We start from the raw sequence: 21,192 nt of genomic DNA, 5'->3' as shown, positions 1-21,192 counted from the left end.
TTACCTTACCGGTCTGCCCTTCGTCAACGATTCGGGCGACGCGCTGGTGCCCGGCGCCGATCAGCCGTCGACGAAGCTCAATCGCACCGACCGCCGAGGGTTGTCGCGGTTGAGATCTACCAGCACGACGCTCTGCCAGGTGCCCAACAGCGGCTTGCCGTTCTCGACCGGCAACGTCACCGACGGCGCCACGAGCGCCGGCAACACGTGGTCGGCGCCGTGCCCGGGCGAACCGTGGGCGTGGCGGTAGCGGTCGTCGCGCGGCAGCAGGCGTTCCAGCGTGTCGACGAGGTCGTCGTCGCTGCCCGCACCGGTCTCGATCACCGCCACTCCGGCGGTCGCGTGCGGCACGAACACGTTGCACAGACCGTCGCCGTGTGACGCACAGAACGCACGGACCTCGTCAGTGAGATCGACGATGCGCCGGCGCGCGGTGTCGACGTCGAGAACGGCGCTATCCACATCTTCAGGGTACGGACGAAACCGCTGCCGCCCATTGCCAGGCCGCGGTCGAAGGAGCAAGGTAATCAGCGGACCGGTGGCGCCGCCGGGGCGCCGCCCCGACCCCAAGAGGGGGTGCGCCCATGCTGGCCAGTCACCCAGTCGCACGATCTACCACCATCGACGCGCGTCCAGACGCCATCGACGCCGGCATCGCGCTCGTCCGCGACGAGGTCATGCCGGCACTGGAAGCCATGGACGGCTGCGTCGGCGTGTCGCTGCTGGTCGACCGGGAAACCGGCCGGTGCATCGCGACCAGCGCGTGGGAGTCCGACGAGGCGATGCGCGCAAGCGCGGGAAGGACCGCGCCGCTTCGCGAGCGGGTTGCGGCGACGCTCGGCGGCACCCCTGCGGTGCAGGAGTGGGAGATCGCCGCACTGCACCGCGATCACCGCTCCGGGGCGGGCGCCTGCGTGCGGGCCACGTGGTTCAAGGTGGCGCGAGGCAGGCTCGACGCGGCGATCGAGTTCTACCGGGATTCGGTGCTGCCGGCCCTGGAAGCCCTCGAAGGGTTCTGCAGCGCGAGCCTGTTGGTGGATCGAGCGTCGGGCCGGGCCGTGTCGTCGGTCAGCTTCGACAGCCGCGACGCTATGGACCACAACCGGGAGCAGGCCAGGTCGTTGCGCACCGAGCGGCTGCGCGACCTGGGTGCAGACCAACTCGACGTCGGCGAGTTCGATCTCGCTGTCGCCCATCTCCGCGTCCCCGAGCTGGCTTAGCAGTTCGGCCGGCCCCGATCGGCCCGTGCGCCGACGGGATGTTGCACTTCGAAAGACGCTGACCGTCAGCCGGTTCGGCTCGGCTCGCGCCCGTCGACCTGCTCGGCAGACTGCCCGATCGCTTCATAGGTGGGCGCGCTGTCGCCAGGGGTCGCGATCCCGGCGTGGCTCAGCGCCTCGGCAACCAGGAGCCTCAACCGCCGGCCGACCTCGAACTGCTTGCCCGGCAGCGTCCGCGCCACCATGCGCACATTGACCGTGTCGACCTCGATGCTTTCCACGCCCATCATCGACGGCTCGTCGAGCAGCAGCTCCTTGAGCGTGTCGTCGCGCATGGCCTCCCCGGATACCCGGTGCAGCACATCGTTGACGCGGTTCAGGTCGGCACTGGCGGGCACCGGGATGTCGAGCACGGCCCGTGCCCAGTCCTTGGACAGGTTGACCGCCTTGACGATTTGACCGTTCGGGATGGTGACCATTTCGCCGTCGCTGTTGCGCAGCTTGGTGACGCGCAACGTCACGTCTTCGACGGTGCCGGCCGCGTCCTTGCTAGAGCCCGATGCGGTGAGTTGCACCAGATCGCCGAAGCCGTACTGCTTTTCGGTGATGATGAAGAACCCGCTGAGCAGGTCCTGGACCAGTCGCTGCGCCCCGAAGCCCAGTGCGGCGCCGAGCACCGCGGCGGGGGCCACCAGCGAGCCGACCGGCAGGTCGAGAATGCTGACGACCTCGAACGCGACCACCACGTAGAGGATCACGATCGCCACCCAGGAGATCACTCCCGCGACGGCCTTGCGGTGCTTGGTGGCTTCCGACCGGACCAGCGCGTCGCCTTCTCGGCGGTCGAGGCGGCGGGTGATCCGGTGCGCCGTCCAGCGGATCAGCCGGGCGGCGACCACTGAGGCGATCAGCAGCAGGACGATGTGCACCCCTTTGGTGACAAGCCATTCGGCGACGTCATGCCACATCCCGCGCCAGTCGGTGATCGACGCCGCGAGGTAGTCGGTTGTCATCGCTGTCTTCACCTGCCTTTCGGCGGGCACCCTCGGCAGCCCACTGTGGTTGTCAACGCTTATGTCACGGAGCGGCCCGTTGACCTTGTGGCCGCATGACACGTGCTGCACCCACCAATTACGGTGGCATGTACGGATTTACATAGATCGGCGCACGGTTCCGCGTGACGTGATCGTCCGCCAAACTGGTACCCGCTCGCCTGTGGCTGAAACAGCTCCGATCGGTCGCCGACCCCTTTCCCCCGCGTTTATCGGCCTCTGGCGCGGGTATGCCGCCTGCATCTTCATCGTTGGAGGCGACATGACAATTCACAGTGTGCTGGGCGCAATCGTCATCGGTCTGGTGATCGGCGCATTGGCGCGATTCGTGCTCCCGGGCAAGCAGGCGATTCCGATCTGGCTGACCATCCTCGTAGGCATCGTGTCGGCGTTCATCGGCACCGCGCTGGCCCGGGCGATGGGCATTCCGATCGACACACCTGGGATCGACTGGGGTGAGTTGCTGGTCCAGGTGATCGTGGCGGTGCTCGGCGTCGCCCTGGTGTCCGCAGGCTTGGGCCGCTCGTCGTTCGGGCGCAGCAGGTTCGGGCGTCCGCGCTCCGGCCTGACGCGGCGGTGGTAGCGGTCAGCTCCTGCGACGGATGATCGCCCGCAGCCGGTCGAGCCGCTTGGCGATCTCCCGCTCATGGCCGTGGTCGGTGGGGCGATAGTAGTCCACGCCAACCAGCTCGTCGGGCGGATACTGTTGCGGCACAACGCCGTCCGGGTCGTCATGCGAATACTTGTAGCCGATCGCGTTGCCGAGTGCGGCCGCCCCGGAGTAGTGGCCGTCGCGTAGATGCGCAGGCACCAGGCCGGCTTTGCCGGCTTTGATGTCGCTGGTCGCCGCTCCGATGGCGGCCACCACCGCGTTGGACTTCGGTGCGGTGGCCAGGTGGATGGTGGCGTGCGCGAGCGTCAGCTGAGCTTCCGGCATGCCGATCAGCTGGACGGTCTGGGCGGCCGCGACCGCAATCGGCAGCGCAGTGGGATCGGCCATGCCGATGTCCTCGCTGGCCAAGATCATCAGCCGCCGCGCCACGAACCGCGGATCCTCCCCCGCCACCAGCATGCGGGCCAGATAGTGCAGCGCCGCGTCGACATCCGAGCCGCGCACCGACTTGATGAACGCGCTGATCACGTCGTAGTGCTGATCGCCGTCGCGGTCGTAGCGCACGGCCGCTTTGTCCAGTGACTCCTCGATGGCCGCTACCGTCACCGGGCCGCCCTGGTCGGCGACCGTTTCGGCGGCGACCTCCAAGGCTGTCAGCGCCCGGCGCGCGTCGCCGGCGGACAACCGAACCAGCAGCTCGACGGCATCGGGTTCGACGGCCAGTCGCCCACCGAGCCCGCGGGGATCGTCGATCGCCCGTTGGATCAGCGTGCGGATGTCGTCGGCGCTCAGCGGCTTCAGCTGCAGAATCAGCGATCGCGACAGCAGAGGCGCCACCACGGAGAATGACGGGTTCTCGGTGGTGGCGGCCACCAGCAGCACGACCCGGTTCTCGACCGCGGCCAGCAGTGCGTCCTGCTGCGTCTTGGAGAACCGGTGCACCTCGTCGATGAACAGCACGGTCTGCTCGCCGTGCGCGGCGGCGCGGCGCGCAGTGTCGATGACGGCGCGCACCTCCTTCACGCCGGCCGACACGGCCGACAGCGCCTCGAACCGGCGGCCCGTGGCGTGCGAGATCAGCGACGCCAGCGTGGTCTTGCCCGTGCCGGGCGGCCCGTACAGGATCACCGACGCCGCGCCGGAGCCTTCGATCAGCCGGCGCAGCGGCGAGCGCGCAGAGAGCAGGTGCGACTGCCCGACGACCTCGTCGAGGGTGACCGGGCGCATCCGCACTGCCAGCGGCGCGGGCACGGCCTCGCCGCGGCCCTGCCAGTCGGCGGAGTCGCCGGCGCCCGCGAGATCGAAGAGGCCGTCTGAACCCATGGTCCGCTAGCTCGGGTGGGTCTTGATGTTGAAGACGACGTCGGAGCCGTCGACCTTCGTGACCGTCATCTCGGCGGTATAGGGCTTGCCCTCCGGGCCGGTGAAGTGGCACTGGAACTGCTCGCCCGCCTTGGCGGGCACTCCGTCCGGGCAGCTGACGTCGGTCGGTTTGAAGTGGGCCTTCTGGGACACCAGATCAGTCACCTGTTTCGCAGCGCCTTCGGGTTTGATGGTTTTGCCGCAGGCGGTCAGCTGCAGCATCAGCGCCCCGGTGAGGAGCGTCGCGCCGACGACAGTGGCACAACGTTGGGTCATGCCGCGCGATGGTGCTCGGAAATGGCCAGCCCGTCAAGCGTCATGGCGAGCTGGTCACCTCGTCGACGACCGTGTGGATGAACCGCATCTTGTCGAGCACGGGCACCGGCAGCACGAACGGATACAGGTCGTCGCGGCCCATGGACCGGTTCACCATGTTCAGCCCCCACGACAACGGCAGCCACATGTCGATGATCGTGTCAAAGCCGCTGGGCCCCAAGACTCTTCGCCCGTAAGTGGCGTTAGCCGGGGCGAAGCCGAATGCGGCTGCGGTGTCCAGCGTGTCGCGGATGTGAAGATAGTGGGCGAACGTCTCCGCCCAGTCTTCGGCGGCGTGCATGGTCGCGTAGGACGAAACGTAGTCCTCTTCCCAGCCGGCAGGCGGCCCGTCGCTGTAGTGCCGATCCAGCGCCTCTTGATAATCGGCGTCCGGGTCGCCGAACAGTTCGCGGAACCGCTTGGAGTACTCCGCCGATGGCGAGACGAGGCGGTAGAAGTAGTAGTGGCCGATCTCGTGGCGGAAGTGGCCCAGCAGCGTGCGGTACGGCTCGTCCATCTCGATGCGCAACTGCTCTCGGTGGACGTCGTCGCCTTCGGCCAGATCCAGGGTGATCACACCATTGTGGTGGCCGGTGAACACCTTCTCCTGCGCGCTGGACAGTAGATCGAACGCCAGCCCGAAGTCGGGGTCTTCGTCACGGCCGACGATCGGCAGGTTGAGCTCGTGGAGTTCGGCGATCAGCCGCCGTTTGGCCTTCTCGGCGTCGGCGAACGCCGCCAGCGCGGAGGTGTCCGCGTCGTTGGGCCGCGTCCGGGTAAGCCGGCACGACACGCACAGCCGCCGCACCGGCTCCTTGCGCACCAGCCAATTGCATTGCGCCAGGTGAAGATTCGCACACAACTCGTATTCGTCGGAGTCGACGAAACCCGGCTTGGCACTGTCGGGACTCGGTGCGATCACCAGCAGTGCCATGTCGTCGAGCGAGAACCCGAGGTGGCTCTCGCAGGACAGGCACACCGAATTCTCGAACGTCAGATGTTGTCCGCAGTTGGGGCAAACGAAATCACGCACGAACCACATCCCCTTCGAAAGGCGCCACGTCCACGGACACGTCGATCTCGCTGTGTTCGGAATCGGTGTAGATGATTCCGCGCAGCGGCGGGATGTCCGCGTAGTCGCGGCCCCACCCGACCAGAATGTATCGCTCGTCGACCATCTGGTCGTTGGTCGGGTCGAAACCCAGCCACTGGCCGCCGGGTGTCCACACCGCCGCCCACGCGTGGGTGGCGTCGATGCCGATCATGCGATCCTTGCCCGGCGGCGGATCGGTGGCCAGATATCCCGAGACATAGCTTGCCGCAAGGCCGTTGGCGCGCAGGCAGGCGACGGCCAGGCGCGCGAAGTCCTGACACACTCCTGCTCTTGCCGCCACCACGTCGGCGACTGACGTCGACACTGTGGTGAACCCGGAGCGGTACGTGAAGTCCGCATGGATCCTCGAGGAGAGATCGCGCACCGCATCGACCAGCGGACGACCCGGGGTGAAGCTGGGCGCCGCGTACTCGCGGACGGCGTCGGTGATCTCCGGCGGGCTCAGATCGAGGGCGAATTCGACGGCCAACGCACCTTCCGCGCCGGCCGGCCGAGCGTGCTCCCACGCGGCGGTCGCCGGTGAGACCGAATAGCGCTGCGAGGCAACGGCGTTAACCTCGACGACGGACGCGCTGGTGACCGACAGCTCGCGGTGCGGCGTCGTGACGTGAAAGTACGTGCTGATGTTGCCGTAGCCGTCGCGGCTGGTGGAGCGGTCTGCCGGTTCGGGATCGACGCGCAACTCGTGGTGCAGGCAGCGCTGGTGCGCCAAGTCTCGCGGAGTGAGAAACCCGCGCCCGTAGGAACTGGTGACCACGTCGGAATAGCGGTACTTGGTGCGGTGCAGGATTCGGTAGCGGCGGGTCATGGCATCGTCCGCCGCTGGTCTGGTCCCCACAGCGGCTGCATGCCGCCGGGCAAGGCGAGTTGGGTGCGGGTGATCACGTCGGACAGCTCCCGAAGCGAAGCGTGGATGCCGACGAGCAGCTCGGACAATTCGACGCGCTTGCCGTTGTCGTCGACGATCTCGAGGTCGTCGGGGTCCAGCCGGCGCAATCTGGTGCTCATCTCGTCGACCAACCGCTCCGGCCGCGACGACCCCGATGCGCCCGGTAGCGTCCTGAGGTTGGTGCGGATGCGCTCCAGCTGGAACACCAGAGAACGCGGGTTGGCGGCATCGAAGAGAAGCAGCTGCGCCACGGCAGCCACGCTGACCTTGCCTGGGTTGCGGCGCCGATAGATCACCGACGACTCGCACGCCACCAGCGTCGACTCGATGACCGTCTGTTCGGCGCCGGGGCTGCGGGTCTGCGTGATCGTGGCACTCAGCAATGCGGTCAGCCCGAGCCCACGCTCGATCCGCTTGCCGATGTCGGCCATCGTCCAACCGACGTCGTGCACCATCGACTCCGCGGCCACGCCTGACAGAGCGAGCATTCCGGCGAGCGTCTGTTGCTGTGCCGCGGCCAGCAGCGCGTCGCCTTCGGCCAGGGACTCAGGCGGTGAGTTCGATCGCCGCGCTACCGCGCGCTCGACCCCGGCCAGCACACCCCAGGTATCGGCGGACAACTGGTCGCGCACCGCACGTGCGGCCAGCCCAAGGCCCTCCACCGAATGAGCCAGGGATCCGTGGCGCGCACGATCCATAGTCAGCGACCACAACGTGGACGGCGCGACCGCGATGATTTCGTGGTCGTCGGCGTCAGCGCCGCTTTCGGCTCCGGTGATCTGCTCTAGTGCCGCGAAAAGTATTGGAACGCATTGGCTTTCATCAGCGCCTTGGCGGCGGCGGAATTCGTGATAACGCTCACGGGTGACGACGAGCAGCCGGGCCAAGGTTTCCGCGCGCTCCGCGTAGCGTCCCATCCAGAACAGATCGGACAGCACGCGCGGCGAGCTGACGCCCTGGGCTCCGGCGCCGGTGATCGTCGGCAGGTCCATCGACGGGATCGTCACGGTCTGGGCTCGGCCCCGCTCGGTGGGCCGGACCCAAACATCTTTGGCGGCAACGGTATCCAACCGGTAGGCCGCAATCCCGGGTGCCATCACGTATCCCAGTCCGCCGATCATCGGGGCGTATCCGCCACGTTGCGACACCGAGAACAACCGTATGCCGACACTGCCGGAGCTCAGCCCACTTCCGCGCAGTGCGATAGGCGCGGACGAGAATTGAGGCAGTTCCTGGCCCAACCACTGCCACGGCGCCGCTCTGATCCGGTCGGCCAGCCGGTCGCGTTCCCGCGCCGACAACGCCGGCCCGACGATCGTGTCGCCGCCGACCGTGGATCTGACCACGAGCGACAGCAGGCGCGCGACGAGGTGGCTGCATTCCGCGTCGATACCTCCCCAGAACACCGGCGCGCTGCCGAGCAGTAGCTCCTCGCCGAGCAATCGGCGGGCAAGATCGGGCAGAAATCGATGCAGCCCAGGGTTTTCCAGCACTCCGCTGCCCAGCGTGTTGACCACGGTGACGTTGCCGCGCCGCTGCACCTCCACGAGACCGACGACGCCGAGGCGCGAATCCGAGCGCAGGTCAAGCGGATCCGCGTAGTCGGCGTCCACGCGGCGCAGCACCACGTCGACGCGTTTGAGCGTGCCCAGTGACCGCATCCACAACTTGCCGTCGCGTACTACGAGGTCGGCGCTCTCGACGAGCGGAAAGCCGAGCACGGTCGCCAGGTAAGCCTGGTCGAAGGCGGTCTCGGAGTGGCTGCCGGGGCTCAGCACCACCACCACCGGGTCGTCCGCCGCGTCGGGGGCGGCGTCGATCAGCGCCAGCCGTAGCGCTTGGGCGAACGGCGACGTGGGCCGCGGCCCGATCTGCTCGTACAGGTCGGGCACAGCGTGCGCGACCACCCGGCGGTCGGCCAGCGCGTAGCCGGCACCCGACGGAGCCTGCGTCCAGTCGGCATTGACCCGAAATGTTGCGTCGGCGGCACGGCTTACGTCGCAGCCGTGCAGGAACAGCTGATGGCGGCCGGGGATGTCGATGCCGCGCACCGCGCGGATGTAGCCGCGATGGGCGAACACCAGCTGAGGCGGCACCAGACCGCCGGTGATCAAGCGCTGGGGTCCATAGAGATCGGTGAGGACTAAGTCCAGCAGGCGTGATCGCTGCAGCAGACCGGCCTCCAGCGTCTCCCAGTCGGCGGTCGAGACCAGCAGCGGCAGACCGTCGAGCTGCCACGGCACGGGCGCCGTCCCATAGGTGATGCCGTCATGGTCGACAAGTTCGCCGACGACGGACCGCAGCCGATCGAGTCCCGCTCGACCGCGCTCGCTGACCGCATCGGCCAGCTCCTTCCACGCCGGCCGGACGTGGCCTGCTGCGTCGACGAATTCGTCGTAACCGGCGTCAGGTCCGCCGCGCAGTTCGAACAACGCCTGCTGCGTGCGCGCGCTGCGATAGCCGGCGAGCAGCCGATCTGAGTCGCGCGCCGGCGCCGTCGAGGCGCCGCCGGTGAGCGTCATCGCCGCCGCGCCGACCGGTGATTCGAGCTGACCCGCAGATACACCCAGAGCACCAGCACGGCCGCCACCACGATGCCCGCGAGGTTGACCCCGAGTTGCGCCGCAGACTTGGCGGCTATTGCCCAGTCGCCGACCGTGGCCGCTACTACCGCGAACCCAGCGGCTGGCACGGTGGTCACCGAGATGAACACGCCCACCAGCGCCGACGACTTCGCCGACACAAGCGACAGCATTCCTGCAGCGCCGGCGAACAGCGCGACGACGAATGACATTGGCCCGACCTGGAAGATGAAGTCGACCTCACTGAGCTGGGCAGTCGTCGCGAGCTTGACCCACCCCGTGGCCTCCCACACCAGCACACCGATCGCCGTCACCACCATTGCCAGCGGGAAGCCGACCAGCAGTGCAAGTGCCGCACGCCGCGCGAGATAGCTCCGTCGACGCACTACAGCTACCGCCAGCGCGGCGAGCGGGCCGAACTCGGGGCCGACGACCATCGCGCCGACGACGGTGACCGGCGAATCGGTCACCACGCCGACCGCGGCGATCAGGCAGGCCAGCGACAAGAACGTCAGGTAGGTGACGTTGAGTGTCGACTCTTCCCGGGTTCGCGCGGCCAACTCGTCCCAGATGACGGCGTCGGCGGGATCTCCTTCGGCCTCCTTTTCGGCACGGTAGGCGGCCGTGGAGACCACAGTGTCCACCAGATCGAGCGTGATCGCACCGCGCCGTTTCAGGCCGAGGCCCTTCAGGTCGTCGATGACGTCGTTGGCGACCTCGCGGGCGATGTCGGCGGTGATTTCGTCACCGGGCGGGTCGAGTGCGGCGTTCGAGTGGACGACAAGGTGCGTCACACCCTTTTCCCGGTGCAGGATGTCGATCACTGAATCGCGCAGCTCCGTCGGCGCAATCACCCGCAAGTGCAACACTCACCGCACACTAGCGGGCGGACCGTCAGTGGTGGCCGCTGTGCTCCGGTGATTCGGCAGACGCGATGCCGGGGTTGGCGTCGTTGACTTCCATCTCGCTGGGCGCACCCATGTTAGGGATGACGGCGGGCGCGCAATTCAACGACGCGTTGCCCGGCTCGGTGCTGGTGGTGCACTCGTCGGGCTCGGCGAGGACCTGAGATGCAGCCGCCAGCGGTGCAACGCCGACGGCGGCGGCCACGCCGAGCGCGACGGCAGCGCGGCGTGCTGTGGAACGAAGTGATGCCATTGAGCAACTGTACTGCCGTAAGACTGCCGCGAGCCCCGATTCGACGTTCCGGCTACGGTCAGCAGCGAGTGAGCTCGAAGAGCGGAATCACCCGCTCGGTGTTGGCCTGATAGTCACCGAATCCCGGTGCGACAGCGACGATCTTCTCCCATGCGGCGTCGCGCTCGTCGCGTGGTAGCTCGCGGGCGACGACGTCGTAGGAGTCGGTGCCCACCTCGATGTGCGCTTGCGGGTGGGCGCGCAGGTTGTGCACCCAGGCGGGGTCGACGTCGGCGCCGCGGTACGAGCCGATGATCAGCATCTTGCCGTCGATGATCAGATATGCCAGCGGATTGGTGCGCGGCTGGCCCGACTTGGCGCCCGTCGTGGTCAGCAACAGCAGGTCGGCATTCTCGAACGGGCCGCCCACCTTTCCACCGTTGGCGCGAAACTCCTCGATGATCCTGGCGTTGAAGCCTTTCAGCTCTGAGGTGTCCGGCGTCTCACTCACGTGTCGTCCTTCCTCGAAACCACCGCGATACCAGCCTCTTTCAGTTGCTGCGCAGTGATGGGCGCAGGTGCGTCGGTCAACGGGTCAACGCCGCCGCCGGTCTTCGGGAACGCGATCACCTCGCGGATCGAATCCATGCCGGCCAGCAGCGCCGTGATGCGATCCCAGCCGAATGCGATGCCGCCATGCGGCGGGGCACCGAAGGTGAACGCGTTCAGCAAGAATCCGAACTTCTCGTCGGCTTCGGCTTTGTCGATGCCCATCACCGCGAAGACCCGTTCCTGAATATCGCGACGGTGGATACGGATTGAGCCGCCGCCGATCTCGTGGCCGTTGCAGACGATGTCGTATGCGTCGGCCAGCACACCGCCCGGGTCGTCGTCGAGGGCATCGACACACTCCGGCTTGGGTGCGGTGAAAGCGTGGTGCACGGCGGTCCACGCGCCCGAGCCGACGGCGACATCGCCGTGGGCTGCGGCTTCGTCGGCCGGTTCGAACAGCGGCGGGTCCACCACCCAGACGAAGGCCCACGCATCCGGGTCGATCAGGTTCTGCCGGCGGGCGATCTCGATGCGCGCCGCGCCGAGCAGTGCGCGCGACGACTTGGGCGGTCCGGCCGAAAAGAACACGCAGTCACCGGGATTCGCGCCGACGTGTGAGGCGAGGCCCTCCCGTTCGGCGTCGGAAAGGTTCTTGGCCACCGGCCCGCTCAGCGTCCCGTCGTCACCGACGAGCACATAAGCCAGCCCGCGGTGACCACGTTGCTTGGCCCACTCCTGCCAGCCGTCGAGCGTGCGGCGCGGCTGCGACGCACCGCCCGGCATCACGACTGCACCGACGTACGGCGCCTGAAAGACACGAAAAGGCGTATCGCGGAAAAACTCTGTGCACTCCACCAGCTCCAGCCCGAACCGCATGTCGGGTTTGTCGGAGCCGAATCGCCGCATCGCCTCGGCGTAGGTGATGCGCGGCAGCGGCCGGGGCAGTTGGTAGCCGACCAGCGCCCACAGCGCCGCCAGAATTTCTTCGGAGATCGCGATGACGTCCTCGGCGTCGACGAAGCTCATCTCCATGTCGAGCTGCGTGAATTCCGGTTGGCGGTCGGCGCGGAAGTCCTCGTCGCGGTAGCAGCGGGCGATCTGGTAGTAGCGTTCCATGCCGGCGACCATGAGCAGCTGCTTGAACAGCTGGGGGCTCTGCGGCAGCGCGTAGAAGGTGCCGGGCTGCAAACGCGCCGGCACCACGAAGTCACGGGCACCCTCAGGCGTGGACCGGGTCAGCGTCGGGGTCTCGATCTCGACGAAGTCATGGCGGGCCAGCACGTCACGGGCAGCGGCATTCACCTTGGAGCGCAACCGAATTGCGCCACCGGGGCCGTCCCGGCGCAGGTCGAGGTAGCGGTATTTCAGCCGCGCCTCCTCCCCCGCGGGCTCGTCGAGCTGAAACGGCAGGGGCGCACTTTCGCCCAGCACGGTCAGCATCGTGGCGTTGAGTTCGACGTCGCCAGTGGGAATGTCGGGGTTCGCGTTGCCTTCCGGGCGGATTTCGACGATGCCCTGCACGGCGACGCAGAATTCCGCGCGCAGCCGGTGCGCCTGGCCGAGCACCTGTCCCTCACGGAACACCACCTGCGTCACGCCCGACGCGTCGCGAAGGTCGATGAAGATCACGCCGCCGTGGTCGCGCCGGCGCGCCACCCAACCCGCCAAGGTCACCTTCTGCCCGGCGTCGTTGGCCCGCAGGGAACCCGCGGCGTGAGTGCGCAGCACAAAAGACTCCTGACGTGATCTCGGGATGACAGCCCAGTCTAAAGGCGGGCGCTGCGCCGGTAGCGTGGCGCAGGTGCTCGCGCGCATCGCGGTGGTAGGGCCCGGGGCGATCGGGGCGACAGTGGCGGCGCATCTGCACAACGCCGGATTCGCCGTCACGCTGTGCGGGAGGACGCCGCGCGACAGCCTCGAGGTCCGTCCCGACGGCGAGCCGGCCCTGGTGGTGCCGGGCCCGGTGCATACCGACCCAGGTTCGCTGACAGGGCCGGTCGACCTCGTTCTGCTGGCCGTCAAGGCCATTCAGTTGGAGGCGGCCGCGAACTGGCTTGCGGCGCTGTGCGACTCGCAGACCACAGTTTGCGTGATGCAGAACGGCGTCGAGCAGGTCGAGTCGGTGCAGCCGCTGTGCCCACAGTCCACGGTCGTGCCGGCGATTGTGTGGTTCGGCGCCGAAGTGCAACCCGAGGGATGGGTGCGGCTGCGTGGCGAACCGCGGCTGACCCTTCCAGCGTCCGCCACGCCGGTGATCGACGTGCTGCGTGCTGGCGGTTGCGTGGTGACCGCGGCCGCCGACTTCGCCACCGAGGCGTGGCGCAAGCTGCTGGTCAACGCGCTCGCCGGATTGATGGTGCTCACCGGCCGGCGGTCGGGAATGTTCCGGCGCGACGATGTCGCGGTGCTGGCTCGTGCCTATCTGGGTGAGTGCCTGGCGGTTGCCCGCGCCGAGGGAGCGCGACTGGGTGACGACGTGGTCGACGACATGATTGCGTTGTTCAGCGAGGCGCCGGAGGACCTCGGCACGTCGATGCTGTTCGACCGCGAGGCACGCCGGCCACTGGAGTGGAACGTGCGAAACGGCGTGGTGCTGCGCCGGGCCCGGGCGCATGGCCTGCCGACCCCGATCAGCGAGGTGGTTGTGCCGCTGTTGGCGGCGGCCAGTGACGGGCCGGGCTGATGGCCGTGTCCGCCTCGCAAGTCAGTACACCGTCGCCCAGGCTTCGCGGCGCTGCCGATCCGGATCGTCGACCACGACATCGCGTGTGGTCTTGATCAGCCAGGTCGAACGCCTTGGCACTTCGTAGCACGGCCAGTCGTCGTCCGGCGGATTGCCCGAAGCGAAGGCGACCCACGCGCGCTGCATCCGCCGGCCCACCGACGGCATGACCCGCCGGCCGATCGGATGGATCAGCCGCCCCATGGGCGAGCCGTAAGTGTGGTGAACGTGCACGATCTCGCTGCCGTGGGTGGCGCCCAAGCCCACTGCCCGCAGGCCGGCACTGACGTGGTCGAAGCGGTACAGGTACGTCGGGGCGATGGCGCTGTAAGCGTCGGCGAACGTCCAGACCGGTCCGCCGAACATGACGTCGGAGGCGACCGCGATCGCCGCCCGCCGGCGCGGATAGCCGGGGTATGCGGCCAGTACGCGCTCTTTGGCGTCCGGGCCGAGCCGCCGGAAGTAGTCGTCGATCAGCGCCGGCGTGGTGGGCAGCATCGGCTGCTTGTCCCACGCGAACATCGTGGCCTCGTGGCTGTTGGTGCCGACGATCAGCGGCACGCGGGCGATCTCGCCGCGACGGGCCGCCTCGATCGGATGCCGCGGCAGCAGCTCGACGCCGTGGGTGAGTCCGTGGGCGAGCGTGGGCGTGGTCGCCGCGCTGCGCTGCTGCAGCACACTCGCCGCGCGGCGCAGCTGCCGCTGCGGCAGGCCCTTGATCTCAGCGACGTCCACGCCCAGTTCGCGGACGAACGACCGGGCAAGACGGGCGCGATGTTGTTTGTCGGCGATCAGTGGCAACGCTGGACTTTGCGCGATCGCCCGGCCGAACAACCCGCTCGCGGCCGGACTAGCCAGCAACGCCAATACCGATGTGGCGCCAGCGGATTCACCGAACACCGTGACTCGATGCGAGTCGCCGCCGAACGCGGCGACGTTGTCGCGTATCCACTGCAGCGCGGCAATCTGATCGCGCAGCGCGAGGTTGTCGTCGAACGCTTCCCCGAGACTCGACAGATCCAGCCCGCCGAACACCCCGACGCGGTAGGTGACGTTGACGACGACGTTGCCGCTGCGGGCCAGCCGCGCGCCGTTGTAGAGGTCGAACTGCCCGGCGCCCGTCATGAACCCACCTCCGGGCAGCCACACCATCACCGGCAACGCCTCGGCATTGTCCGGCGACCACACCGTCAGCGTGAGGCAGGCTTCGTCACGCATCAGCGGAACCGCACCACGGCCAGCAGATGACTTGGGCTGCAACGGTATTGGACCGTGCTCGACGGCGTCACGCACGCCTGCCCACGGCACCACTGGCTGCGGTGCCCGGAATCGGCGCTCACCGACCGGCTGCTCGGCGTAGGGCACCCCGCGCCAAACGCGCACACCGGACTCGGTCGTGCCTCGTATAGCCCCGCACGGCGCATGGACGAGCATCGACACGTCCGCATCGTAGTTGTGGGAAGCTGAGCTATGACCTTCAACGAGGGCATGCAAATCGACACGAGCACCGCGTCGAGCAGCGGCGGCGGTCCGGGACGCGGATTGGCCATCGGCGGCGGGGTCGGCGGACTGGTGATCGTGGTGATCGCGCTGTTGCTCGGCGTGGACCCGGGCTCCGTCACATCGTCGCCGCAGCCCGGCCAGCAGCAGCGACAGGTCGGCGGCTTCGACATCAGCCAGTGCAAGACCGGCGCGGACGCCAACAGGATTCTGGGCTGCCGGATCATCGCAACGGGCAATTCGGTGGACGCAGTGTGGAGTGAGCAGCTGCGCGGATACACGCGGCCGAAGGTGCACCTGTTCTCCGGCTCTGTGCAGACCGGCTGCGGCGGCGCCACCACCGAAGTGGGTCCTTTCTACTGCCCGGTCGACCGGACCGCATACTTCGACACTGACTTCTTCAAGGTGCTGGAGGACCAATTCGGTTCCAGCGGAGGACCTTTCGCGCAGGAATATGTGGTCGCCCACGAGTACGGTCACCACGTGCAGAACCTGCTCGGCGACCTGGGCCGCGCACAGCAGTCCGGCGCCACCCAGGGCGCAGAAGGTGAAGGTGTGCGCACCGAGTTGCAGGCCGACTGCTACGCCGGCGTCTGGGCCCACTACGCGTCGACCGTGAAGCAGAAGAACGGCACGCCCTACTTGAACCCGTTGACCGACAAGGACATCAGCGACGCGCTGTCCGCGGCGCGGTCCGTCGGCGACGACTGGATCCAGAAGCGGTCCACCGGCAGGGTCAATCCGGAGTCGTTCACCCACGGCACCTCAGAACAGCGGCAACACTGGTTCACCGTCGGTTACCAGTTGGGCGATCCGAAGAAGTGTGACACGTTCGACGCGCCAGACCTCGGCTAGCCCGCGAAATGTGCCATTGACAAATGGCGGCATTAGCCGTTGTATTCATCCGTGGCCAACGACGACGTGCTGCCCAGTCGAGGTTCGCTGCGTTCTCGTGGCGCCGCGGTCGTCAGCGCGCTGACGTTGCGCCAGGTCAGTCTCTTCCTTCCGCCCGAGCGCGCGTGGGCGCTGTGGGTTTCGAGGCGCATCGTCGCGACGATCATGGAAGTGTTCGGGCCGTCACTGGCGGGCACCACCGTCGAGCAGGTCCGCACAGCCACTGCTGACTCGCGTCCGGTCGCCGGTGAATGGGTGCGGGGCCGCGGTGTGCGGCGCACCGACGCGGCGATCTACTTCATCCACGGCAGCGGCTTCGCGCTGTGCTCGCCCCGCACGCACCGGCGCTTGGTGGCGTGGCTGTCGCGGCTGACCGGACTGCCGGTGTTCTCGGTGGACTACCGCCTGGCTCCGCGGCACCGGTTCCCCGGTGCCGCCGAGGACGTCCACGCCGGCTGGGACTGGCTGCTGTCGACCACGGGGTTACCACCGAATCGTGTTGTGGTAGCGGGCGATTCGGCCGGCGGGCACTTGGCTGTCGATCTGATGCTGCACGGCGATCCCACGCCGCGGCAGGCGGCCGCGCTCGTGCTGTTCTCTCCGTTGGTCGATCTGACACTGGCCCTCGCAGCGGCGCAGGAGGCGCGTCGTCGCGATCCTGCGATCAGGTCCGCCGATGCGGCCCGGCTGGTCCAGTTGTATTGCCAGGGCATCGATCCGGCCCATCCGCGGCTGGCTCTGGACGTCACCCGCGGCCCCGTCCTACCGCCTACCTTGATCCAGGCCGGTGGCGCCGAAATGCTGTCGGCGGACGCCAGCCATCTCGCGCGCGACATCCGCGCCGCGGGCGGCTGCTGTCAACTGCAGATCTGGCCGGACCAAGTGCACGTGTTCCAGGCCTTGCCGCGGCTGACGCCCGAAGCAGCCAAAGCGATGCGCCACGTCGCGTCGTTCGTCGCCGACGCGTTGGGCAGCAGCGCTCAGGCCACCATCGAGCGGACGGGATGACGATGTTCGGAAGTTCACGCAAACGCAGCCGCAATGCGCGTGCTGTGGTCACCGGCGCCGGCAGCGGCATCGGTGCCGCGTTCGCGGTCGAGCTGGGCCGCCGCGGTGGCCGGGTGGTGTGCAGCGACATCGACGAGCTGGCTGCGCAGCGCACCGCTGTCGCCGTGACCGAGAAGGGTGGAGCGGCGATCGCGTTGGGTTGCGACGTGTCCCGCTGCGACGACGTGTCGCGGCTGGCCTCCGACGCGCAGGACTGGTTCGGCAGCGCACCGACACTCGTGGTGAACAACGCAGGGGTGGGCTGCGGCGGTCAGAGCGTGGGCGAGATGTCGCTCGACGACTGGTCATGGGTGCTCGGCATCAACCTGTGGGGCGCCATTCACGGCTGCCATGTGTTCACGCCGGTCCTGCGGGAAGCCGGCTACGGCGGCATCATCAACGTTGCCTCCGCCGCCGCGTTCGGCGCCGCACCGAACATGGCCGCCTACAACGTCAGCAAGGCCGGCGTGCTGTCACTGTCGGAGACGCTGGCTGCCGAGTTGTCCGGCACCGGCGTGACGGTCACGGTGTTATGTCCCACGTTCGTCAAGACCAACATCGTCGAATCCGGCCGCATCACACCGCAATCCAGCAATCTGGCCAACAACCTGATGAGGTGGACGGGGTTCTCGGCGGACCGGGTCGTGAAGACGTGCCTGGACACCCACGACCGCGGCGGCCTGTACTGCATGCCTCAACCCGACGCCCGAATCGGGTGGGGCATCAAGCGCTTTGCACCGGGCACCTACACGCGAGCGGCCGGATTGATCGCTCGTCTTCCAACCGTCACACCCTAGGAGGCAGTCATGGCCATCGACATGGACAAGATGCTCGACAAGATCAAGGACCGGCAATGGGCGCTGGCCGACATCGACTGGGATGCGCCGGGAGCCGAGACCATCAGCGACGAGTTCCGGCCGAAGCTCAAGGCATTCATGGCCGATCTCTGCTGGATCGAGAACATCGGCGCGCGCGGATTCGCCGCACTGGCCAAAAAGGCGCCGACGCCGACGATCGCCGAGATCTACCGGTACTTCCACGCCGAGGAGCAGCGCCACGCCAATGCCGAACTGGCGCTGATGAAACGGTGGGGCATGCTCGACGAGGGCGAGATGCCTGAACCGAACGTCAACATCAGGCTGGCCATCGATTGGCTGGACCGCTATGCCGACGACATGCCGTTGTCCGTGCTGGGCACCGTGATTCCGATGCTCGAGGTCGCGCTCGACGGGGCACTGCTGAAATTCTTGCTGGAAGAGGTGCACGATCCCGTGTGCCACCAGGTGTTCGAGAAGATCAACAACGACGAATCACGGCATCTGGTCGTCGATTTCGAAGTCCTCGACATGATCGGTCACGCCACCGCCCGTCGGCTGGCGATCCAGCTCGTCGGCAACGTCGCCACTCCTGGCCTGATCATCGGCCTGCTGATGTACGTCCCACTGCTCAACCGCGTGCGCAACGAAATCGTCGGCATGGGAATGGATCCAGAGCGGCTGTACAACGCGATGCTGCGGTTCAAGCAGCTCGGCGAGCGCAGCGAGCACACCTGGCGCGTGCCGACCTATCAGCTCCTCAAGCGACACGCGGCGATGGTCGTCAACCCCCGTCATCCGTATCACCTGCTGGCCAACTCGATGGTGTGGCTGTCCGACCGCTACCCCAGGGCGCTGTTGCGGCCGATTCCAAGCTGGTTCAAAGAACTCACCTACGAGCCGGCGGCCTGACCATGACAGACCACGTCTGCTCCACGCTGATCGTCGGCGCCGGCTTCAGCGGCCTGGGCGCGGCGATCAAGCTCACCGAAGCCGGCATCGACGATGTCGTCATCCTCGAACGTGCCGACCGTGTCGGCGGAACTTGGCGCGACAACACATATCCCGGCATTGCCTGCGACATCCCGTCACTGCTGTACTCGTTCTCGTTCGCCAAGAACCCGAACTGGTCCAGCGCGTATCCGTCCGGCGCTGAAATCTGCCAGCACATCGAGGAGCTGACCGACGATTTCGACTTGCGTCGGCGCATCCGGTTCAACACCGAGGTCACCGGCTTGTCGTTCGACGAAGACGCGGGTGTGTGGATCGTGAATACCAAGCAGCGCAAGCGCTTTCGCGCGCGCACCGTGGTGCTGGCGTCCGGTCCGCTCGCCGACGCGAGCCTGCCGGACATTCGCGGTATCGACAGTTACCGAGGCCACAAGATCCACAGCGCCCGTTGGGATCACGGCTACGACTTCACCGGCAAGCGCGTCGGCGTCATCGGCACCGGGGCGAGTGCCATCCAGATCGTGCCGGAGCTGGTCAAACGCGCCGAATTCGTCAAGGTGTTCCAGCGCACGCCCGGGTGGGTGCTGCCCCGTCTGAATCCCCCAATCCCCCCGGCGGTGCAGGCGCTGTTCGAAAAGCTGCCTGCCGCACAGCAACTGGCGCGCGAAGCGCTGTACTGGGGACACGAGGCGAGCGCACTTGCGCTGGTGTGGAATTCGCCGTTGACGTCCGTGGTGACCCAGTTGGGCAAGCTTCACCTCAGGGCCGCGGTGAAGGATCCGTGGCTGCGCCGTCAGCTCACACCCGGCTTCACGCCCGGCTGTAAGCGGATGCTGATCTCCAGCGACTACTATCCGGCGCTGCAGCGCGACAACTGCAAGCTGATCGACTGGCCGATCGCCACACTGAGCCCCGTCGGAGTGCGCACCAGCGACGGTGTCGAGCACCGTTTGGACTGCATCGTGTTCGCCACTGGTTACGACGTCCACCTGACGGGGCCGCCGTTCCCCGTGACCGGGCTCGGCGGCCGCTCGCTGGCCGCGGAGTGGGCCGGCGGCGCGCAGGCGTACAAGAGCATCAACGCTCACGGCTACCCCAACCTGTTCTTCATGACAGGCCCGAACTCCGGCCCGGGCCACAACTCGCTGCTGACGTACGTCGAGGGTCAGCTGGACTACGCGGTGGCCGCGATCACCACGATTTTGCGCAAGGACCTGCGCTACCTCGACGTGCGAGAGGACGTCCAGCGCCGCCACAACGCCGACATTCAGCGACGGCTGAAGGCCACCACCTGGATGTCGGGTTGCCGCAGCTGGTACCTCACCGAGGACGGGTTCAACGCCGCGATGTATCCAGGCTTCGCGACGCAGTATCTTCGGCAGATGCGCACTTTCCGGCTCGACCACTATCACGTCGTGGGCCGCGAGCTCGCAGCCTGCGCCGCCACCCGGTCACCGGCCTGACATGGCCACCGACCGCCCGGCTCCCAGTGGCATCACCGCGGTGCTGGCCAACCTGCGCCGCGCGCCGGCGCGGGTGCGGCGGCACTCCCGTGATCTCGTGGAAACCGTGGTGGCACAGCTTTTCGACGCCGCCACGCGGCAGCCCTACGGCAGCAGCCTGTCCGGGGAATACCGCATCGAGGATCTGGCCCGCATGGCGGGAACCACCACCCGCAACATCCGGGTGTATCGCGACCGCGGACTGCTGCCCCCGCCGCTGCGAGTGGGGCGGATCGCGTTGTACAACGACACGCACCTGACGAGGCTTCGGCTGATCACGTCGATGCTGGATCGCGGGTACACGCTGGCCCACGTTCACGAGATGCTCAGCGCGTGGGAGCAGGGCAAGGACCTGGGCGACGTGCTGGGGTTGGAGACCGCGCTGGTGGGTACCTGGGCGGCGGAGAAGCCGCAGACCCGCCGGCTCGCCGACGTGAAGCGGCTGATCGGCGATGACGATGCATTCGCCCGGCTGGTCGAGCTGAACCTCATCAAGGTCGACGGTGACAACGCAACCGTGTTGCGTCCCAAGCTGATTGAGGCTTTCAACGAGATTCGCGGCTATGGAATCGGCGTGGACAAGCTGATCGACCTGCACGAGAGGATCGCGCCGCTTGTCGACGAGATCAGCGGCATCCTGGTGCAGACCGGGGCCGAACACGTCGTCGGGTTGATCAAACCCGGCGAGGCGCTGCCGGAAGACACCGAGGTGGCCGAGCTGATCACGATGCTGGTCCGGTTCCGCACCCAGGCGGTGGCGTCGGTCGCCGGCACGTTGGCGTCCTCGATCGAGGCGCGGATCGAGACGCTGGCCGCGCAGCTGCTCGAGGACTACATCCAGGACAACCTCGGGCGCCAGGCCATCTGAGCGCCGCGAGCAGACACCAGATCGCATGAATCCCGGTGAAATGATGCGATTTGGTGT

The 21,192-nt window shown here is 67.5% G+C and carries 21 protein-coding genes; 9 read left to right on the top strand and 12 right to left on the bottom strand.

What is annotated here, in order from left to right; all coding sequences use genetic code 11:
* Window positions 1-60: 60 nt before the first annotated feature.
* Window positions 61-462: a secondary thiamine-phosphate synthase enzyme YjbQ gene (locus tag AC5Y4N_RS15965; RefSeq protein WP_499911769.1), complete on the bottom strand. Its 402-nt coding sequence runs from the start codon at window positions 460-462 to the stop codon at window positions 61-63.
* Between the two features lie 122 nt (window positions 463-584).
* Between AC5Y4N_RS15965 and AC5Y4N_RS15960 the strand changes: the two genes are divergently transcribed.
* Window positions 585-1,220, top strand: a complete 636-nt coding sequence (locus AC5Y4N_RS15960; RefSeq protein WP_499911767.1) for an antibiotic biosynthesis monooxygenase — start codon at window positions 585-587, stop codon at window positions 1,218-1,220.
* 65 nt (window positions 1,221-1,285) lie between these two features.
* On the opposite strand, the gene AC5Y4N_RS15955 is transcribed toward AC5Y4N_RS15960, so the two are convergent.
* Window positions 1,286-2,233 carry a mechanosensitive ion channel family protein gene (locus AC5Y4N_RS15955; protein WP_499911765.1) on the bottom strand — a complete coding sequence of 316 codons (948 nt, stop codon included), beginning with the start codon at window positions 2,231-2,233 and terminating at the stop codon, window positions 1,286-1,288.
* Window positions 2,234-2,534: 301 nt separating this feature from the next.
* On the opposite strand from AC5Y4N_RS15955, the gene AC5Y4N_RS15950 reads away from it, so the two are divergent.
* Entirely contained in the window at window positions 2,535-2,855 is a 321-nt protein-coding gene (locus AC5Y4N_RS15950) for a GlsB/YeaQ/YmgE family stress response membrane protein (RefSeq protein ID WP_499911763.1), read from the top strand.
* Between the two features lie 3 nt (window positions 2,856-2,858).
* Here AC5Y4N_RS15950 and AC5Y4N_RS15945 read toward each other — a convergent pair whose 3' ends face one another.
* Genes AC5Y4N_RS15945 through aspS form a run of 9 tightly spaced genes read right to left on the bottom strand, consistent with a single transcriptional unit; the run spans window position 2,859 to window position 12,591 of the window.
* Window positions 2,859-4,208 (bottom strand): replication-associated recombination protein A, encoded by a 1,350-nt coding sequence (locus AC5Y4N_RS15945; protein WP_499911761.1) that lies wholly within the window; start codon window positions 4,206-4,208, stop codon window positions 2,859-2,861.
* Between the two features lie 6 nt (window positions 4,209-4,214).
* Window positions 4,215-4,523 (bottom strand): DUF4333 domain-containing protein, encoded by a 309-nt coding sequence (locus tag AC5Y4N_RS15940; protein ID WP_499911757.1) that lies wholly within the window; start codon window positions 4,521-4,523, stop codon window positions 4,215-4,217.
* A 40-nt stretch (window positions 4,524-4,563) separates the two neighbouring features.
* The gene (locus tag AC5Y4N_RS15935) at window positions 4,564-5,595 is read right to left on the bottom strand and encodes a zinc-binding metallopeptidase family protein (RefSeq protein ID WP_499911755.1); all 1,032 of its coding nucleotides are present in this window, start codon (window positions 5,593-5,595) and stop codon (window positions 4,564-4,566) included.
* Window positions 5,588-6,484: a transglutaminase family protein gene (locus tag AC5Y4N_RS15930; RefSeq protein WP_499911751.1), complete on the bottom strand. Its 897-nt coding sequence runs from the start codon at window positions 6,482-6,484 to the stop codon at window positions 5,588-5,590. The genes AC5Y4N_RS15935 and AC5Y4N_RS15930 overlap by 8 nt, the downstream gene beginning before the upstream one ends.
* On the bottom strand, window positions 6,481-9,087 hold the full coding sequence (locus AC5Y4N_RS15925; protein ID WP_499911748.1) for a circularly permuted type 2 ATP-grasp protein: 2,607 nt from the start codon (window positions 9,085-9,087) through the stop codon (window positions 6,481-6,483). Before AC5Y4N_RS15925 ends, AC5Y4N_RS15930 begins: the two co-directional genes overlap by 4 nt.
* Window positions 9,084-10,016 carry a DUF389 domain-containing protein gene (locus AC5Y4N_RS15920; RefSeq protein WP_499911746.1) on the bottom strand — a complete coding sequence of 311 codons (933 nt, stop codon included), beginning with the start codon at window positions 10,014-10,016 and terminating at the stop codon, window positions 9,084-9,086. The genes AC5Y4N_RS15925 and AC5Y4N_RS15920 overlap by 4 nt, the downstream gene beginning before the upstream one ends.
* 25 nt (window positions 10,017-10,041) lie before the next feature.
* Window positions 10,042-10,305, bottom strand: a complete 264-nt coding sequence (locus AC5Y4N_RS15915) for a hypothetical protein (protein WP_499911744.1) — start codon at window positions 10,303-10,305, stop codon at window positions 10,042-10,044.
* Window positions 10,306-10,363: 58 nt separating this feature from the next.
* Complete coding sequence (locus AC5Y4N_RS15910) at window positions 10,364-10,795, bottom strand: nitroreductase family deazaflavin-dependent oxidoreductase (RefSeq protein WP_499911742.1); 432 nt, start codon at window positions 10,793-10,795, stop codon at window positions 10,364-10,366.
* Window positions 10,792-12,591 (bottom strand): aspartate--tRNA ligase, encoded by a 1,800-nt coding sequence (gene aspS, locus AC5Y4N_RS15905; protein ID WP_499911985.1) that lies wholly within the window; start codon window positions 12,589-12,591, stop codon window positions 10,792-10,794. The genes AC5Y4N_RS15910 and aspS overlap by 4 nt, the downstream gene beginning before the upstream one ends.
* 46 nt (window positions 12,592-12,637) lie before the next feature.
* Here aspS and AC5Y4N_RS15900 point away from each other — a divergent pair, with 46 nt between their 5' ends.
* Entirely contained in the window at window positions 12,638-13,519 is an 882-nt protein-coding gene (locus tag AC5Y4N_RS15900; RefSeq protein WP_499940529.1) for an oxidoreductase, read from the top strand.
* Between the two features lie 21 nt (window positions 13,520-13,540).
* On the opposite strand, the gene AC5Y4N_RS15895 is transcribed toward AC5Y4N_RS15900, so the two are convergent.
* Entirely contained in the window at window positions 13,541-14,992 is a 1,452-nt protein-coding gene (locus tag AC5Y4N_RS15895) for a carboxylesterase/lipase family protein (RefSeq protein ID WP_499911983.1), read from the bottom strand.
* 36 nt (window positions 14,993-15,028) lie between these two features.
* Between AC5Y4N_RS15895 and ypfJ the strand changes: the two genes are divergently transcribed.
* The 6 genes from ypfJ to AC5Y4N_RS15865 are packed head-to-tail and all read left to right on the top strand — an operon-like array spanning window position 15,029 to window position 21,135.
* The gene (ypfJ, locus tag AC5Y4N_RS15890; protein WP_499911739.1) at window positions 15,029-15,913 is read left to right on the top strand and encodes a KPN_02809 family neutral zinc metallopeptidase; all 885 of its coding nucleotides are present in this window, start codon (window positions 15,029-15,031) and stop codon (window positions 15,911-15,913) included.
* 51 nt (window positions 15,914-15,964) lie between these two features.
* A complete protein-coding gene (locus AC5Y4N_RS15885) occupies window positions 15,965-16,960 on the top strand; it encodes an alpha/beta hydrolase (RefSeq protein ID WP_499913862.1) in 996 nt (331 codons plus the stop codon).
* Window positions 16,961-16,962: 2 nt separating this feature from the next.
* Entirely contained in the window at window positions 16,963-17,796 is an 834-nt protein-coding gene (locus tag AC5Y4N_RS15880) for an SDR family NAD(P)-dependent oxidoreductase (protein WP_499912433.1), read from the top strand.
* A gap of 9 nt (window positions 17,797-17,805) precedes the next feature.
* Window positions 17,806-18,726 (top strand): ferritin-like domain-containing protein, encoded by a 921-nt coding sequence (locus AC5Y4N_RS15875; protein WP_499912355.1) that lies wholly within the window; start codon window positions 17,806-17,808, stop codon window positions 18,724-18,726.
* Between the two features lie 2 nt (window positions 18,727-18,728).
* Complete coding sequence (locus AC5Y4N_RS15870; protein ID WP_499912357.1) at window positions 18,729-20,228, top strand: flavin-containing monooxygenase; 1,500 nt, start codon at window positions 18,729-18,731, stop codon at window positions 20,226-20,228.
* A 1-nt stretch (window position 20,229) separates the two neighbouring features.
* Window positions 20,230-21,135: a MerR family transcriptional regulator gene (locus AC5Y4N_RS15865; RefSeq protein WP_499912359.1), complete on the top strand. Its 906-nt coding sequence runs from the start codon at window positions 20,230-20,232 to the stop codon at window positions 21,133-21,135.
* Window positions 21,136-21,192: the final 57 nt, after the last annotated feature.

Source organism: Mycobacterium sp. NGS19 (assembly GCF_059813155.1).
The sequence above is the reverse complement of the archived record's forward strand: the minus strand, read 5'-3'. Positions and strand labels throughout refer to the sequence as shown.

Bases quoted from the DNA above. Each gene is read 5' to 3' on its own strand.
- AC5Y4N_RS15960 (WP_499911767.1), top strand. From the start codon at position 585: ATGCTGGCCAGTCACCCAGTCGCACGATCTACCACCATCGACGCGCGT.
- AC5Y4N_RS15955 (WP_499911765.1), bottom strand. From the start codon at position 2,233: ATGACAACCGACTACCTCGCGGCGTCGATCACCGACTGGCGCGGGATG.
- AC5Y4N_RS15950 (WP_499911763.1), top strand. From the start codon at position 2,535: ATGACAATTCACAGTGTGCTGGGCGCAATCGTCATCGGTCTGGTGATC.
- AC5Y4N_RS15945 (WP_499911761.1), bottom strand. From the start codon at position 4,208: ATGGGTTCAGACGGCCTCTTCGATCTCGCGGGCGCCGGCGACTCCGCC.
- AC5Y4N_RS15940 (WP_499911757.1), bottom strand. From the start codon at position 4,523: ATGACCCAACGTTGTGCCACTGTCGTCGGCGCGACGCTCCTCACCGGG.
- AC5Y4N_RS15930 (WP_499911751.1), bottom strand. From the start codon at position 6,484: ATGACCCGCCGCTACCGAATCCTGCACCGCACCAAGTACCGCTATTCC.
- AC5Y4N_RS15925 (WP_499911748.1), bottom strand. From the start codon at position 9,087: ATGACGCTCACCGGCGGCGCCTCGACGGCGCCGGCGCGCGACTCAGAT.
- AC5Y4N_RS15915 (WP_499911744.1), bottom strand. From the start codon at position 10,305: ATGGCATCACTTCGTTCCACAGCACGCCGCGCTGCCGTCGCGCTCGGC.
- AC5Y4N_RS15895 (WP_499911983.1), bottom strand. From the start codon at position 14,992: ATGCTCGTCCATGCGCCGTGCGGGGCTATACGAGGCACGACCGAGTCC.
- ypfJ (WP_499911739.1), top strand. From the start codon at position 15,029: ATGACCTTCAACGAGGGCATGCAAATCGACACGAGCACCGCGTCGAGC.
- AC5Y4N_RS15880 (WP_499912433.1), top strand. From the start codon at position 16,963: ATGTTCGGAAGTTCACGCAAACGCAGCCGCAATGCGCGTGCTGTGGTC.
- AC5Y4N_RS15875 (WP_499912355.1), top strand. From the start codon at position 17,806: ATGGCCATCGACATGGACAAGATGCTCGACAAGATCAAGGACCGGCAA.
- AC5Y4N_RS15870 (WP_499912357.1), top strand. From the start codon at position 18,729: ATGACAGACCACGTCTGCTCCACGCTGATCGTCGGCGCCGGCTTCAGC.
- AC5Y4N_RS15865 (WP_499912359.1), top strand. From the start codon at position 20,230: ATGGCCACCGACCGCCCGGCTCCCAGTGGCATCACCGCGGTGCTGGCC.